Raw genomic sequence first — 15,566 nt, forward strand, 5'->3', positions numbered from 1 at the left:
CCTTGACGAGCCTCTCTTTGGAGGCTTATTCAACATATGTTTTTGTGCATTACCTAGGGCAAAGCTACGTTATAGGGTCGGTGCGTCGTCTATTCCTAGCTCGCTCCATATTTCATCTATTTTCTGTTTGACTGCTTCATCCATTACGATAGGTGTTCCCCATTCGCGATCGGTTTCACCTTGCCATTTATTGGTTGCATCCATACCCATTTTTGAACCAAGTCCAGCCACAGGAGAAGCAAAATCGAGATAGTCGATAGGGGTATTTTCTATCATTACCGTATCACGTTTAGGGTCCATTCGTGTGGTAATGGCCCAGATAACATCGTTCCAATCTCGACAGTTGACGTCTTCGTCGACGACAACAATAAACTTGGTGTACATAAACTGACGTAAGAACGACCAAGCGCCCATCATCACCCGCTTGGCATGACCTGGGTATTGCTTACGAATTGAGATCACAGCCATACGATACGAGCAACCCTCAGGCGGCAGATAGAAGTCGATGATCTCTGGGTACTGTTTACGTAGAATCGGTACAAAAATCTCGTTAAGAGCAACGCCCAGCATCGCCGGTTCGTCAGGTGGACGGCCGGTATAGGTGCTGTGGTATATCGCATCTTTACGATGAGTCATATGGGTCACAGTAAAGACAGGGAATGAGTCGGTTTCATTATAATAACCAGTATGGTCACCGTATGGGCCCTCTTCAGCAGTCTCGTCTGGATCGATATAGCCTTCAAGAATGATCTCGCTGGTGGCGGGGACTTCTAAATCACAGCTAATTGCTTTACACACGTCAGTGCGTTCACCACGAAGTAATCCGGCAAAGGCATATTCACTCATTGAATCAGGCACGGGAGTCACAGCACCTAAAATGGTGACTGGATCGGCACCTAATGCCACCACCACGGGGTAGCGTTCACCCGGGTTTTTCTCTTTGAAATCTTTAAAGTCTAATGCGCCGCCGCGATGATCAAGCCAGCGCATGATGAGTTTGTCTTTACCCAGTAACTGTTGACGGTAGATCCCCAAATTCTGCCGTTTTTGACGTGGACCTTTGGTGATGGTCAGCCCCCAAGTGACTAAAGGAGCTACATCTCCAGGCCAGCAGTGCTGGATGGGCAGCTGAGTTAGATCAACCTCAGCCCCGCTCTTGACTACTTGCTGGCAAGGTGGGTTGCGGACTGTTTTTGGCGGCATGTTTAAGGCTTGCTTAAACATCGGGATTTTAGAAATAGCATCTTTAAAGCCGCGCGGTGGCTCAGGTTCTTTGAGAAATGCCAGTAATTCACCTACTTCACGCAGTGCGAGAGGATCTTCTTTGCCTAGCGCCATAGCGACTCGTTTCGGTGTACCGAACAGGTTCACCAGCACTGGCATATCATTGCCGACCGGGTTTTCGAATAACAGAGCAGGACCTTTTGAACGCAAAACACGATCGGCAATCTCTGTCATTTCCAGATGAGGGTCGACCGGATAACTAATACGCTTAAGCTCACCATTACTCTCTAGGTGATCTATAAAGCTGCGTAAATCCTTAAAACTCATAGGGGAATTCTCATCGCTATAAACTGTGATATGGCGCGCACTATAGCATTTTTCACGTAGGCGTTAAAAGCATGTTCATCAAAGCTTAGTACGCTGCAGAGTCAGTTGTTAGTAATGGGGCTGTTTTTGCGTTAAGCACAGCTTTAAATGGCATTGGCGTTAAGTGCATTTGGGCGTAATATGGCTTAGCGCTTTATGTTTTGCTAATGTTGAATTAGTGCAGGAGTAGACTATGAAACAACTTATTGCTAGTGGGGTTACGCTATCACTCATGCTGTTGTCTATCTCGGCGGTGGCGGGGAATACTATAACGCAGCAGCACTTATCCATTGTCGCACCGCCGTTATGGGCCGTGAGTAATGTCAGTGTTGGCGTCGGTTGGGGCAGTGGCTGGAACTCAAACTTTAACGACCCATGGCGTTGGAATGTTGGCGTATCAAACGGTTGGTACTCGTACCCCTATCGTGGTCGCTATTACCGTCCAGGTTGGGGCTACTACGGCTCGCGCTGGGGGTATTCAGGTAATCGGCATGTGTATCCATACCGATATCAGCGCCCAAGCTATCGTCAAGTAGAACCTAAAGTCATTGCGGTGCCAGAAAGAGTCACCACCAGCGTTAGCTATGCCACGGGGTTAAGGCAGTTACCGGAGAATGCTCGGGTGATACAAAAAGATGGTCGTACAGTTTATGAATGGCAAGGGGTCGAGTACAGATTCGACTGGTCCACAAATACCTATCAAATAGTGGAGCACTAAATAGTAATGACTTGAGACATCTAGAAATTGTAGGAGAGCGTAGTGCAAAAACAATCGGTTCGCGAAAAATTATCTTTGCCGTAATTCAACCGAGTATAACTAAAGGCTAAGCTTAAATTTCTAGAGAGCTCCCAATCAATACCGACTCCCCAATAGGGACGGATAACTTCATCTGCGACGTGTATTGAATTATTTTTATCATAGTTGTTTCTATAGCTAAAAATGCTGTTATGCATACCGAGTTTTGCACTCCAGCTCCATGATGATAGCGCTATTTTCTGTTTGTACATAGCGCCTAACCCCCAGCCTTGTGCGTAAACCCTCTCTGTGGCAAGCGGTGTTTTTGGGCGATGAGCATAGGCAAAACTATCAATGGCCCATTTAGGAGTGAGAAAGTAGTTATATCCAAGAGAAATAAATGCGCCAAGGTCGTTATCATCTTGGTAGCTAATAAGGGATTCTTTGGCTTTTGCTAGCCCAAAGGTTAGGTTTATTTTGTGATGTGATGCTGCTTGTTCAATCGAATCTTCCGCGTAAGTCGGTAGTGCGATAGCAAAGAGGGCTAAGCATAAGAGGTATGGTAACTTTAACATCAATTGTTTCTATTGTTTCTATTGGTTTAAGTTTGATGCTAGCTATTTATGTTGTTAGAGAATAACTGTTAAAAATACTAGTTTATTGGCTTTTGTGAACTGGGGTGGTTGTTCAGTGAGCTACGGCATCCGCGTTATAACGTTGCGCATACGGTTGCTATTGTTTAGTTGACTATAGTGAGGCCGTGAATAGTGACGCAGCCTCACTTTAATGTGGAGCAGTAAATTACCAAACCACTTCAGTAATCGCATTTTCAGATTCACCAATAAGGGTTTTTACTACATTATTGTCAGCATCTAACAATATCAGCCTTGGTATACCTATATTAGCAAACTGGTTATAGATACTTCTATCGGTATCAGCAACAAGGGTAAAGTTGAGCTCATACTCTGCCGCAAACTTCTCTAGTGCAGGGTTATTCTCCTCCCTGCCAACTCCTATTATGTCGATATTCGGGCTCAAATAAATGTCTGATGCCGTTAGGTGTTTGATGGTGCGTTGTGAGTCATGACACCAGGTGGCAAACAGTATGATTAGCTTGTTGTTACGCGATTGACTCAGATCAATGCTGTTTCCTTGGATATCAACAAACTGGGTGACTGGCACTTTATCGCCCGTTTTTACGTAGGTTAAGTATGTTGTCTCTTTTTGAGCTGTAGTACTGTGTTCGGTATTGTTTGCACAGCCTGCTGTGGTCAATATAAGCAAGCTGGCTAGAATAAGTGTCAGAGATCTCATAGGGTGTCCATTGATATAATACAATGGCTATAAAGTAGCAAAGCCTAGGGCAATTGTATAAGTGTTGTTATCGCTAACTTGAAACAGCTTATTACGTGAGTGTTGCTTAAAGGCGCATACTCAATTTTGAGCAAGCACCTTATTTGCAATGGAACTGCACGACTATAAAGGGTGCAAGAAGCGCTCTTGTCTTGGGAGGTAGTAGTTCTCGTAATTAGCCGAAAATACCACTGTTTGTGAACGGCCAACAATTTCGGCTCGTGGCACAAAGCCTATCATTCTCGAATCCGCACTGTGATCGCGATTATCACCAAGTACCAAATAATGGTCTGCTGGGACGGTAATGGGACCAAAACTAGACTGACGAGTAATAATACCTTGCCCTGATATTCCTGCTAGTTTTACCTGATGGTTCAAGCCTAACAGATTCTCAACTCGGATCTCAGAAGCGTCCTTTTTCTGTGAAGATGCATCGCTGTACTGCAAAGTTTTACCATTAATCGATAATACATTATCACGCATTGATATTATGTCACTGGGAAGGCCTATCACTCGTTTGACTAATTTTTTGTCGCTGGCCATTGAATCAAAAATCACGATATCACCGCGTTGCGGATCCGCAAGCTTAGCAATGGATATATGGGTAAATGGAATGCGAAGGTCATAAGCCATTTTATTAACCAACAAACGATCACCTTCGACGATCGTGGGTTTCATCGAACCGGTGGGCACGCTATTCCAATCGGCAACGGCGCTTCTAAAAACCAGCATGAGTGACACAAACAAAATGAGAGAGCGATTCTGTTTCAGCAGAGTTAATAATCTTGTCATACAATAGTTCCTTTATTGATATTGGTGTTTCTACTTCAATTTGAGACATTGTTGCTGTGCAATGATTCATATATTAGCTAGAGATAAAGGTAAGCAAATATGAATTGCGAATACTTCGGCGGGAAATTTGTGACTTTTACCTGCTGTTTTGCTGGATAATCCAGCAAAGAAACGGTTTTATTACAGAAAATGCATCAAATGGTCTATTTGTTGCCCAGTTGAACAAATATAGGCTTTACATTCTAACTCGATATCCCTATTATTCACGGCGTTCGGAGAGATGGCAGAGTGGTCGAATGCACCGGTCTTGAAAACCGGCATGGGTTTGTAGCCCATCTAGGGTTCAAATCCCTATCTCTCCGCCACATTAGAAAAGCCCGCTATTATATAGCGGGCTTTTTGCTTTTTGTATTTTAAATAATTGAGTCGAACCCTAGGGTTCCTAATGTTTAAAGTCAGCTATCTCTCTGCCACATTAAGAGAAGCCCGATATCGAAAGATATCGGGCTTTTTGCTTTTTGTATTTTAAATAGTTGAGTCGAACCCTAAGGGTTCCTAATGTTTAAAGTCAGCTACCTCTGCGGCATATTAAGACGAAGCCCTTTGCAGGGATGCTAAGGGCTTTTTCGTATGTGAGCGGTAAGGTAATAGCGTTAAGGTTTCAGCTGATCTTATCAATATTAGTTTGTGTCTTTATAGGTTTCAGCAATTTGGTAGAACTTATCGACCACCTTAACAAAGCTGTCCACCATCAGTGGGTCGAAATGAGAGCCTCTGCCTTCGTTGATGATATCAACGGCATTTTGATGGCTGAATGCATCTTTATAAATCCGCTTACTAATCAAGGCATCATAAACATCGGCAATCGCCATCAAGCGAGCGGATACTGGTGTCTGTTCACCCACTAGGCCTTCGGGGTAACCACTACCATCCCATTTTTCATGGTGATAATAGGCAATCTCCTTGGCAAAAATAAGAAAGTTATCAGCAATGTTTATCGACCCTTCAGCCGCTGATATTGCATCACGACCATAAGTGGTGTGAAGTTTCATCTCTTCAAACTCTGCAGCAGTCAGTTTACCTGGCTTTAGCAAAATACGGTCTGCAACGCCAACCTTACCAATATCGTGTAACGGCGCGGATTTAAACAATGCAGTGATAATATCAGGCTGTAAATATGCTTTATATTTATCAGTGGTGGCTAACTCTTCGGCGAGGATTTTTACATAACGTTGAGTCCGCCTAATATGGTTACCCGTGTCAGCGTCCCTTGATTCAGCCAGCGCCCCCATCGCAACCATCGTGACATCTTGTAGCTCATTGAGCTGAATAGTACGCTGTAACACTCGCTCTTCTAACACCTCATTTTGCTTTTCCAATAACTCTCTTGAAGCTTTAAGCAGAAGGTGGTTTCTTACCCGTACTTTCAAAATAGATGGGCTAATGGGTTTGGTTATATAGTCAACCGCGCCAAGCGCTAACCCCTTGGCTTCATCCTCTTCTTGGGACTTTGCGGTTAAGAAAATAATAGGGATATCACGGGTCGCTTCATCGGCTTTGAGACGCTTGCATACTTCATAACCGTCCATGCCTGGCATCATAACATCAAGTAATATCAGGTCTGGTTTGCGCTTATTAATGATCTTTAATGCCACCTCACCACTCAGTGCTGCTTGCACTAGGTAGTCATCAAATAGAACACCTTTAACGACTTCGATGTTAGTCACAGTGTCATCTACTGTAAGAATGATGGATCTATTTTCTTCTGACATAGCTCTATCCCTTAGCGTTACAGAAAATACTATTTTGACTCTAATAGCTTCGATTTAATTAAGGCTAATTGAGCCTCGCCGTCCTCAAAGTTATACCGACTTAGACTATTAGATAGTTCCTCTAAATCCCTGGCCACTTTGGCTTCTAGATCGAACTCGAATAAGTCATTGACGCTGTCAGCAGCGGCAGAGTCAAACATCTCGATTTTGCTTGATATGGCGTCTAACAGTGTCATTAATTCTACCGAAGTGATCGGCTTGCCGTTAGGTACGGCCTGTATTTTCTGTTGTACGGTATCAATAAATAGCGGTAATAGCGTGTCGGCAGTATCAAAATCATAGCTCTCTAGCGCGTTGAGGATCTTACTAACAGCAGTCTCACTGGGGTCCAGTTGGGCTAACTCAATGATGCTGTCGAATGTCTCTGCCACGGCTGTATCATAGTTAGCAAGTTGCTCTTTTAGGGTCTCAATAAACTGCTCAAACTGGGCTGTATCAATGGTGATTTCAGACTTGCTTTGTTGAACATTCTCAAGCTTGTTTGTAGCCAGAGCATGACTAATCGCTGTAATCATCTGTTGCAGTAGTTGCTCTGATTCTGTCAGCAGAGATGCTATCTCTTCATTATGCTCATCAGCTTGAGCTGATTTTAACTGCTTGCCTAGCAACAACTCTAATGCTTCGGTGGGCGGCACCAAATAGTTGGCGCCAATGCTACCTGCAATACCTTTTAGGGTATGAGATACTAAAATGGCTGTTTGTAGATCATTTCGCTGCAGTGCTTCGCGCACCCGTACTATTGAGTCGGCCTCATCGTTAACAACACGAGTGAGTGTTTTTTTATAGATTTTCAGGTTGCCAGCCATTCTTGCGATCGCCGTCTTAGTATCAAACCCTTCAATATCAAATGCTTTATTTACAGCGCCATTTCTAGTGTTTAGGGCGATGACCTTTTCATTAATACTTACCCAATGGGCGAGGGTTCGAAATACTTGTTGTGGATCGATCGGCTTTCGCAAGTGGTCATTCATTCCCGCTGCAATACACTTTTCTTTATCGCCGCTCATGGCATTTGCGGTCATGGCAATAATGGGCAAGTCGATATTTTTGGCGTCTTTTCTAATGACTCGTGTTGCCTCGTATCCATCCATAATAGGCATCTGCATATCCATCAACACGGCGTCAAATTTTTCACCTGCGACTCTTTCTACCGCTTCGGCACCATTCCAAGCGGAAGAGACTTTTAGCCCCGCTAGCGTAAGTAGTTCAATAGCGACCTCTTGATTTATCTCGTTATCTTCCACTAATAAAATGTGTGCTCCTGAGATGTGTTCTGTAGTTGAAAAATCAAGCTTCCCGTCATGAATCTGGCTCTGTGGAACGCTTTTATTATTCATCACTTTTAAGACGGTATCGAGTAACGTCGATATGCTTACAGGTTTAGTCAAGCTGCTATCTAGTTTGATATTTTTAGCTTGCTGAAGCATGTCATCTCGGTCGTAAGCCGTCATGATGACAAACTTAGGTGGGGTTTTAAGTTGGTCGCTATCGGTGATGGCTTGCCCTAACTCTAATCCATTCATGTTAGGCATCTTCCAATCACTGATCACTAACTTATATGGATTACCCGCTAGTTCGGCTTGAATCAGTTTTTCTAAGGCCTCTTGGCCTGAAGCGGCTAGATCGGGTGAAAAATCTAGGCTCTCAGTGAGAGTAAACAGGATCTCACGTGCTGCCAGGCTATCGTCGACGATAAGTACCGGCAGCCCTTTAAGGTTTCTTGTATGATAATCGACCTTTTCATTCGATGTCGTTGATACGCCGAACCGCGCCGTAAAATTAAAAGTGCTGCCTTTGCCGTAGTCACTTTCAACCCAAATATGACCATTCATCATCTCTGTTAAGGTCTTACTGATTGTTAGGCCAAGACCAGTACCGCCATATTTACGTGTAGTAGATGCATCAGCTTGGCTAAATGACTTAAACAAACGACCCAATTGTGCTTCAGTCATGCCAATGCCGGTATCTTTTACAGAGAATTGGACCACAACCTCTTTAGCCACAGTTTCCAACAATGCTGCTTTAATGATGATCTCACCACTATCAGTAAACTTAATCGCATTATTAGCCAAGTTAATCAGTATTTGCCCTAAACGGAGCGGATCTCCCACTAAATTAACCGGCAGCTCAGGAGCAATATCGATCAACAGTTCAATCTCTTTTTGCTGACTCTTTTGTGCAATGATATGCACTAGATTATCGATGGAGTCGTTAAGGTTGAAATCGATATGTTCGAGATCCAATTTTCCCGCTTCAATCTTGGAGAAATCCAAAATGTCATTGATGATGCCCAGCAATAGTTCTGCTGAAGTCTGAATTTTGCCTACATAACCCGCTTGTTTGCGGTTGAGCTCGGTTTGCATAGCCAAGTAACTCATGCCAATGATGGCATTCATTGGAGTGCGGATCTCATGGCTCATATTAGCGAGGAAATCACTCTTAGCCTTGGTCGCTTCTTCCGCTTTTTGTTTCGCTGCATTAAGCTCGCGTTCGGCTTCTTTGCGCAATGTCGCGTCGCGGACGATAGCGGTGTACATCACCTCTTGCTCTAATCGATTTTCGTTCACAGCCACTTCAATTTCGAGTACATTGCCGTCTTTGCAGTGTCCTTGCAGCTCTAATAATAGGTTGTCGGCATGGCTGTTTTCCATTGCCTTGCTGTATTGCTCATTAAAGGGGATATCCATCAATGCTGTAATGCTTGTTTGCAGCAGTTGATTCTTTTTATAGCCAAAAATAGACTCTGCTGAGGGGCTAAACTCTTGGATCAAGCCATGATCATTAACAACAATAATACCATCTGAGGCGTTATCTATGATTGCTCGGGTGCGTTGCATACTGACTTGCAGCTCTTGGGTTCGTTCTTTGACTAACACTTCAAGTTCTGAGCGTGATCTCACTAGCGCACGGGTGGCACGCGTTCCAATACGAAGGGTAAAGAGGGTGCTGCCGAGTAGTAGAATTAACGACAGGGTCAATAGCGACCAAATGGAATACTTAAATGTGTTGAGTAAAGCAAATGACTCGTCAATATCGACTTCTGCAACCAAGCCTACACCCAGTAAATCATCCCATACCCAACTGCCAGCGACCTCGACACCTCTATAATCGCGATAACCGGATAGGTTATAGCCTGACCTTTTATCGGCAATTTGTTTTGCCATATAGGTTAATGGCCATGCAGGGTCAGCAGGTTGAGGGTTGTCGAGTAAGTTTTTTCCGGGATCGGCAATGCGCAAATTAAGGGAAGATTTTTGATATTCCTCAATTAAATCTATCTGTCTTAGATCATCCTCAAAGCGTACATTTGACAGTAGCAGCCCAGCACTATCAAGTGCATAAGTTTCACCACTATGGCCTATAAAGCCCGCCGATAATATGGTTGAGAATGTCCCGTCAAATCTGACGCGTTTGGTTAGAATAGCAATGACCTGATGGTATTTATTGATGATAGGTGCAGCAAAAAACATAGTGGGCGGCTTGTTATCTTTATTGCCATGCTCTAAGCCATCAAAATAGACATCTGAGCGGATCGGAGGGACAAAAACGCTATTGCCAGCTAATACTCTTTCTAATAGATCTGGCCTTTGCTGATGAATCAGATTGATATCACCAATATTGGAATCTCTTCGTGAAGCGATGCTTATTTTGTCTACTGAGATAACGAAAAAACCGTACGTTGGTTCTTTGCCTTGGCTTTCTTCAAAGAACTCTCTGAGTTGGGATTGTAGCGGTGAATTCATTAAGGAATCATGATCTCTAGGAACCAGTAATAGCTGCTCGACTAAATTGATCAGCTTATGATTTTCCCCAGCCCTTTCTAATAGGGCTAACTCGGAATCGACCCAAGTAGATACTCTTTCGTGAGTCGATGTTAGTAGCGTATTGAGGTTGTACTCTAAGGCGTTTTTGCTCTGTTTTTCGGCATAACGCGTCACTATATTTGCCGCTATAACCAAAAATACCGTTAGTACAATTAAGCCAATAAATATTGAACGTTTAAGCTTATCCGAAGCGAACATTTTGGCTAAGCTTTTATCGTTAGCTCTCAATACAGTTGACGTGATGATTGTTGCTAAGATTAAAAGTACAGCAACAATCCCAATGACAAGCCACATAGAACTGACAAAGTTCGTTGATCTACTATTGGTTATTTTACTTTTTGTGGGTTTTAGCCAGTCATCTCTGGTGAGAATTAAATCTCTTAATCTCAGAGAATCTAGTCCCTTTTGCAGAATACTGGCTAATAAAGGATGATCTATGTGTGAAAATAGATGTAGTGTTGATGGGGAAACAACATCCTCATTGATCGGTCTCAGTTGATGTATGTTATGACGAGACATCCAATCATCAACTACCGTCGATGCATCTATTAATGCATCAGCTTCTCCGTCCAGAACTAATTGAATGGCTTCATTAATACCGCTGGTTTCAATTATGCGAACATTGGGGTAAATAGCTTTAATCTTCTTGATGGTGGTATAGCTTTTGGCTACGGCGACTTTGCTTTCACTTAGGTCTGCACTCGTCTTAAACTCAGTCCGATCTCGCCTCACAAAAAATAGATCTCTTACTAAAAAATAGGGAGTAGAGTAGTGCCCAAACTCTTTGCGCTCTTCAGTGACGTAGGCGTGGGGAATTACATCAATCTCACCCTTTTTGAACTGCGATAGCAGGTTGGCCCAACTGTCTTTAACTAGTTCAACCTTTAGACCCGTTTTATTGACAATTTGACTAACGATCTCTCCAGCTAAGCCGCCGATGGAGTCGTCATCATTGACAAATAACATCGGCGGCCAGTGTTCGATACCGATACGAACGCTATTATTTTCAATCCATGATTTTTCTTCATCGCTCAAAATGAGTGTATTGCTCTGTCCGTTTAGACCTGATTCGATGGTTGCACGTTCTTCAATTTTGCTCGCAAGCGCTAACAATAGCGCCATATAGCGGCTTTTATAGTACTGATACTCATCACTGTTGATGATGTTAATACCTTCAGAGTTATAGCCATCAGCAACAAGCTCTATCACACTCTTTTCAAGCTTAATCAAAGACGCATTTGATAGCTGGAGCTCGGCGATTATCTCTTTGTCTTCTATAGACTGACTCGATATCAAGATCTCGATTAAGGCGTTGAGTTTGGGTTCAAAATTCTGGTACCGCTCTAGCCATTTAGCGTCAGCTGAGAATGCATAACTTTGCACCGACGATGTTAGGACCTCGTCGAAATATTTAAGCTCAATTACGATATTCCTGACTTGAGATTTGGTTAATTGTGGCGCATCTAGAGTGGTTATTTTTGAGGGGGGCGTATCTGCTATAACATCGGTATTTGCGGTGGCTGGAAAGAGAGCTGTGAGCATGAAAAGAAACAGCAAACGGTTGACCGCTTTCCCCATCGTCCCTTGAGATAAGGCAAGTAAAAAGTTTGACATAGGCAATACCCGATAAAGTACTTACTAACGAAAAAAGTCTCATTAAACAATGTTCAATCGACAAATGCTATTTAAAAAGCCTATAGACTAATAAACATAAATGCACAATATTATCAACAACTAGTTAACAGTTGTTGGTGGTTATTTTTGCGGAATTTAATCGTTGAAAAGGCTGTTCTATGATTAATTTTAGCAAACTAGAGGGGGGGCGTTTGGCTGATCGGTATCGGTATTAACAAGCTAAGCCCTCAACGATAGCTGTCCACTAAGGGCTGTTTGAAGAGGTTAATGTCTATTTTAATGCAAAATAGATATCGGTAATCAACTCACTTTCAGGCACTTCCGGAAACAGGTTGATGTATTGAAAAAAGAGCGGGAAATCATTCAGAGTTTCGCCGCTATTAGGTAGCCAGTCTCGATAGAACTGATAGATTTTGTCATCCATCTGTTGGTGCGAGCCAAAATGACGGATCTTGGCAAAGCGGCCACCAGGAATAACTTTAGTGATAACGCCATGGTCATTGGGTTGCACTTTTTGTGCTACTTCGCCACAGATATCAAAGTGAAACTGTTCAGCAGGGACTGCGTTTGGGTCATTGTATGGCACGCCAATAGATTGGCTGCTGGCTACAGGAGACTCTTGGGTTGCTTTACGCCAAGCAATGAACTCTTGGATTGAGTTATTCAGTGTGTACGGGGCGCCATGGTGTTCTAATACCGCGACCATGGTCGTTGTTCTGGTGGTTAGCTCTACGTTCACAGTATCATTCCTCGTTAGGTTCACTTTCTCATACTCACTACTCCACAGCTGCCAATTCGGTGTGAGGCGAAATTGAGATGCCGTGTAGCAAATAGTCTCCAACGTGAATATTTATATAGTGTATAAAATGCTCTTAGAGTGGACATTTTTAGTGATAGATGTAACCTGAAGTGCACTTGTATGCAGTAGAGTAGCATTTTTATACCATTCAATAGTGATAAACAGGATGGTGTATATGCTATTAATTTAAACTGCACCAGTCCCTCGTTTAATTATCAATTCAAGCAGGATGACGACGAACTTATGAATCTAGCCACTCTATTTTACGTTTACGACCCTATGTGCAGCTGGTGTTGGGGCTACAAACCAACATGGTCATTCTTAGAAGAGCAATTAAAGCAACAGTTTCCAGAGCTCGCTATCGAGTATCGTTTAGGTGGGCTTGCAGCGGATACCAATGAGTTGATGCCGTCAGAGATGCAGGATTATTTACAGCAAACATGGCAGCGGATCTCGGTGGAACTGGGCAGCAAGTTCAACTTCGATTTCTGGGTAGAATGTCAACCTAGAAGAGCCACTTATCCTGCCTGTAGGGGGGTGTTATTAGCGCGAGATGCAGGGCTGGAAAAAGAGTTCTATATTGCGGTGCAACATGCATATTATCTTGAGGCGAAGAATCCTGCGGATGATGCAACGCTTATAAGGATTGCAAAGTCGTTGGGCATGGATGTTGAGGCCTTTTCGTTAGCCCTCAATAGTGACGCTACTCAAAAGCGACTACTGCAAGAGATATCTCAGGCTCGACGATTACCCATTCAGGGCTTTCCCTCTTTGGTGATGGCGTTAAATGGTGACCTAATATCAATTGAAGTGGATTATAAAAACGCGCAAACCAGCTTTAATCAAATAGCACTGCTGATGAAGGAAGTAATAGCGTAGCGAACACAGGTCTACTCTACGCAGTTGACCTGGTGTTTATTGTTAACGGTTAAGGCGAGTATTTTCATATACTGATCCTGGGTAACGTAACCGCAGCGGCCATTAATCTGTTTACCGGAAGATAAGCGAATGCGATAGATGTATTCGCCATCCACTTGTTCGGTGCTGTGGTGAATGCGCATGGTTTTAGACGGGTCGATATTATCAAATACGAGGTTATTATTGGGAAGGCTGACCTCAACACGGGTAAGCAGTTGCCCTGATTGGTTGTTGATCTCTACGCTGGGCATAATGAAGAAGTAGGCATGATAGCCAATAAATAAACACAGGGCAGTAAATAGGCTGAATATAAGGCAGCTGCGCATCAATACTCCTAAGTAAACGTTGAGTAAAAATCAATTTATGTAAGTATAGAAAACTATTCCATTATTTCACTTTAATGCTGTTGATTAGCGTCTCACTATTATCCGCGGTTAATGGTGATATCTGATATATAACCATGCTCTGTTGCCGTCAGTGCTTGCTTTAACATCAAAGCGGCTTCTTCTGCGCCCATAAATTGACTGGTATTGAGTGTTTTACCACTGGTATCCCAAAACGGTGTTGCCATACCACCGGGGTATACCGCCACCAGTTTCATTGGATGGTTTTTTAGCTCAAGTCGCACTGACTCAACTAAGCCCCGTACAGCCCATTTCGCAGCACAGTAAGTGGACTCTTCGGCCTTCGCAAGTTGCGCCGCTGTCGACATGACCATAACGACGGTGACTGGCTTATCTTTATAGCGTTTGACGGCCTCACGCAGTAGCATTATTGCTGAGGTTATATTATTAGTGATTAAAGAATTAATCGCGGCTACAGATTGATCTTCTAAACGACCAAAGTAGCCACTGCCAGCACTGTGGATGATGACTGATGGCGTTTGTGGCAATGAATCAAATAGCTCAGTAACAGATTGTTCGTTACTGAGATCGCAGGCGTGAGAGTCAACATTGGCCCCTAACGTGGTTGCGATGTTGCTTAAGCGCTCAGCATTACGGCCACTGATCCTTACCGTTGTTTCTTGGCTGTATAGCTCTGCCAATGCGGCACCTAAACCTGAACTCGCGCCGGTTATCAGTATCATTGCTGTTTATGCCTCTTGGTTATGTTCTTTTTAGAGAGCTTAAGGTCATTTTACTCTATGACTAATATCGGTTGCGCGAAGTCTATTTGCTCACCATCTTCGACTAATATAGCAGTGATGGTGCCACTCTTGTCTGCTGCGATACTATTCATCATGGTCATGGCTTCAATGACACAAACAATATCACCTTGTTTCACTTGCTGGCCAAGCAAGCACCAGGGTTTATCGGTGTGTTTTTCTGTTAGGTAGAGAGTACCGACCATAGGCGATAGTAGCTTATGGCTGTCTACATCATCATATTGTTTGCTAGTGCGAGTATGGCAGTTTGGCTCCGCAATTGCTGCAGCGACACTGCTTGCCGGGGCTAAATATGCCTGTGCGCCAGCTTGCATAGGTACTGGGCTGTGGCGACAAATACGTACAGACTCTTCACCCTCTTTGATCTCTAACTCGGCAATATCTGACTCTTGAACTAACTCAATCAGTTTCTTTATTTTACGAATATCCATAACGGGTCAGCGACCTTATTTATTTTTTGATGCGTGTAATTGAGCAATCACTGATTGCAACGCAAATTGGTATCCCTGGGCGCCTAAACCGCAGATTACCCCAATGGCTTTATCGGAGAAATAGGAGTGGTGGCGAAAAGGTTCACGGCTATGGACATTAGACAGATGCACTTCAATGAACGGAATAGCAACACCTAGTAGGGCATCGCGCAGTGCAACACTGGTATGGGTGAAAGCCGCCGGATTGATAATGACAAAATCGGCATCGGTATTGTGTATCGCCTCAATTAAAAGATGTTCGGCATTAGATTGAATGTGATCGAGTGTCACGTTAGCATCAGCTGCCTGTTGTTTTAGGCCATTTATAATTTGTTCAAGGGTATGGTGCCCATAATGTCCTGGCTCTCGGCGTCCGAGTAAGTTCAGGTTAGGACCATTAACGAGTAATACTTTGGCTTGGCTGCTCATGAAAAATCCCCTTGGATAAACCG

The 15,566-nt window shown here is 43.5% G+C and carries 13 protein-coding genes and 1 tRNA gene; 3 read left to right on the forward strand and 11 right to left on the reverse strand.

Annotated features, from left to right (window positions below):
* Positions 1 to 69 precede the first annotated feature (69 nt).
* The gene (ubiD, locus tag JK628_RS02170) at positions 70 to 1,551 is read right to left on the reverse strand and encodes a 4-hydroxy-3-polyprenylbenzoate decarboxylase (protein ID WP_202287647.1); all 1,482 of its coding nucleotides are present in this window, start codon (positions 1,549 to 1,551) and stop codon (positions 70 to 72) included.
* A gap of 232 nt (positions 1,552 to 1,783) precedes the next feature.
* Here ubiD and JK628_RS02175 point away from each other — a divergent pair, with 232 nt between their 5' ends.
* Positions 1,784 to 2,308, forward strand: coding sequence for a hypothetical protein (locus JK628_RS02175; protein ID WP_237524117.1), 525 nt, complete (start codon positions 1,784 to 1,786; stop codon positions 2,306 to 2,308).
* A 20-nt stretch (positions 2,309 to 2,328) separates the two neighbouring features.
* Here JK628_RS02175 and JK628_RS02180 read toward each other — a convergent pair whose 3' ends face one another.
* From JK628_RS02180 to lepB, 3 genes are all read right to left on the reverse strand, one after another.
* Positions 2,329 to 2,901 (reverse strand): outer membrane beta-barrel protein, encoded by a 573-nt coding sequence (locus tag JK628_RS02180; RefSeq protein ID WP_202287648.1) that lies wholly within the window; start codon positions 2,899 to 2,901, stop codon positions 2,329 to 2,331.
* 226 nt (positions 2,902 to 3,127) lie between these two features.
* Positions 3,128 to 3,640 carry a TlpA family protein disulfide reductase gene (locus JK628_RS02185; protein WP_202287649.1) on the reverse strand — a complete coding sequence of 171 codons (513 nt, stop codon included), beginning with the start codon at positions 3,638 to 3,640 and terminating at the stop codon, positions 3,128 to 3,130.
* Positions 3,641 to 3,802: 162 nt separating this feature from the next.
* A complete protein-coding gene (gene lepB, locus JK628_RS02190; protein ID WP_202287650.1) occupies positions 3,803 to 4,471 on the reverse strand; it encodes a signal peptidase I in 669 nt (222 codons plus the stop codon).
* Positions 4,472 to 4,745: 274 nt separating this feature from the next.
* On the opposite strand from lepB, the gene JK628_RS02195 reads away from it, so the two are divergent.
* Positions 4,746 to 4,836 (forward strand) — tRNA-Ser (locus JK628_RS02195).
* A gap of 315 nt (positions 4,837 to 5,151) precedes the next feature.
* Here JK628_RS02195 and JK628_RS02200 read toward each other — a convergent pair.
* The 3 genes from JK628_RS02200 to JK628_RS02210 form a co-directional block, all read right to left on the reverse strand.
* Positions 5,152 to 6,243 (reverse strand): response regulator, encoded by a 1,092-nt coding sequence (locus tag JK628_RS02200; protein WP_202287651.1) that lies wholly within the window; start codon positions 6,241 to 6,243, stop codon positions 5,152 to 5,154.
* A 29-nt stretch (positions 6,244 to 6,272) separates the two neighbouring features.
* Positions 6,273 to 11,741: a response regulator gene (locus JK628_RS02205; RefSeq protein ID WP_202287652.1), complete on the reverse strand. Its 5,469-nt coding sequence runs from the start codon at positions 11,739 to 11,741 to the stop codon at positions 6,273 to 6,275.
* A 292-nt stretch (positions 11,742 to 12,033) separates the two neighbouring features.
* Entirely contained in the window at positions 12,034 to 12,501 is a 468-nt protein-coding gene (locus JK628_RS02210) for an AraC family transcriptional regulator (RefSeq protein ID WP_237524118.1), read from the reverse strand.
* Between the two features lie 303 nt (positions 12,502 to 12,804).
* On the opposite strand from JK628_RS02210, the gene JK628_RS02215 reads away from it, so the two are divergent.
* On the forward strand, positions 12,805 to 13,440 hold the full coding sequence (locus JK628_RS02215; protein ID WP_202287653.1) for a DsbA family protein: 636 nt from the start codon (positions 12,805 to 12,807) through the stop codon (positions 13,438 to 13,440).
* 11 nt (positions 13,441 to 13,451) lie between these two features.
* Here JK628_RS02215 and JK628_RS02220 read toward each other — a convergent pair whose 3' ends face one another.
* The 4 genes from JK628_RS02220 to aroQ form a co-directional block, all read right to left on the reverse strand.
* A complete protein-coding gene (locus JK628_RS02220; RefSeq protein ID WP_202287654.1) occupies positions 13,452 to 13,805 on the reverse strand; it encodes a hypothetical protein in 354 nt (117 codons plus the stop codon).
* 98 nt (positions 13,806 to 13,903) lie between these two features.
* Positions 13,904 to 14,566, reverse strand: a complete 663-nt coding sequence (locus JK628_RS02225; protein ID WP_202287655.1) for an SDR family NAD(P)-dependent oxidoreductase — start codon at positions 14,564 to 14,566, stop codon at positions 13,904 to 13,906.
* Between the two features lie 50 nt (positions 14,567 to 14,616).
* Entirely contained in the window at positions 14,617 to 15,075 is a 459-nt protein-coding gene (gene accB / locus JK628_RS02230) for an acetyl-CoA carboxylase biotin carboxyl carrier protein (protein WP_202287656.1), read from the reverse strand.
* A gap of 15 nt (positions 15,076 to 15,090) precedes the next feature.
* Entirely contained in the window at positions 15,091 to 15,543 is a 453-nt protein-coding gene (gene aroQ / locus JK628_RS02235; RefSeq protein ID WP_202287657.1) for a type II 3-dehydroquinate dehydratase, read from the reverse strand.
* Positions 15,544 to 15,566: the final 23 nt, after the last annotated feature.

The sequence above is a fragment of the Shewanella sp. KX20019 genome, assembly GCF_016757755.1.
Taxonomy (GTDB): Bacteria; Pseudomonadota; Gammaproteobacteria; order Enterobacterales; family Shewanellaceae; genus Shewanella.